At 73.6% G+C, this 868-nt stretch carries 1 protein-coding gene; it reads left to right on the plus strand.

Translation table 11 applies throughout. The features are described 5' to 3' along the window. Positions 1 to 868, plus strand: an 868-nt coding sequence (locus tag IEZ15_RS44100; protein WP_229846614.1) for a condensation domain-containing protein, incomplete at both ends; no start/stop codon positions are given.

Genomic DNA, 868 nt, shown 5'->3' on the forward strand with positions numbered 1-868 from the left:
CCACCGTGGACCGCGCCGAGCACGAGCGCTACTTCGCCGACCTGCTCGGCGACGTCACCGAGCCCACGGCCCCGTACGGCCTGGCGGACGTACGCGGCGACGGCTCGGACGCCGTCCTCGAACTGCTGCCGCTCGAACAGGGGTTGACCGTACGGCTCCGCACGGTTGCACGCCGCGCGGGAGTCAGCACGGCGACCGTCCTGCACGTCGCCTGGGCCCGGGTCCTCGCCGCCGTCAGCGGCCGCGACGACGTGGTCTTCGGCACCGTCCTGCTCGGCCGCATGAACGCCGGCTCGGGCGCCGACCGCGTGCCCGGCCCGTTCATGAACATGCTGCCGGTGCGCGCCCGTACCGCCGAACTCGGCTCCCTCGCCGCCGTGTCCGCGATGCGCGGCCAGCTCGCCCAGCTCCTGGAGCACGAGCACGCGCCGCTGGTCGTGGCCCAGCGCGCCAGCGGCGTCACCCCGCTGTTCACGTCCTTCCTCAACTACCGGCACAACGTCGGCCAGGACGCCGAGACGAGCTGGGACGCGGCGATGGAGGGAACGCGCCTGCTCTTCGCGCGCGAGCTCTCCAACTACCCGCTCGCCCTCCTCGTCGACGACAACGGGGACAAGATCGGCCTCTCCGTGGACGCGATCGCCCCCATCGACTCCGCCGCCGTGGCCGCCCTGGCCCGCACGGCCGTCGCGCACCTCGTCGCCGCCCTGGAGTCCGCGCTGGACGGCGGGCCCGACCTGCCGTTGAGCGCGATCCGGGTGCTCGGCGAGGACGAGCGCCGTCTGGTGGTCGAGGAGTGGAACGACACTGATGCCGGCCTGGTGCCGGGGACGCTGCCGGAGTTGTTCGAGGCGCAGGTGAGCAGGGC

Source organism: Streptomyces atratus (assembly GCF_014648655.1).
Classification (GTDB): Bacteria; Actinomycetota; Actinomycetes; order Streptomycetales; family Streptomycetaceae; genus Streptomyces; species Streptomyces atratus.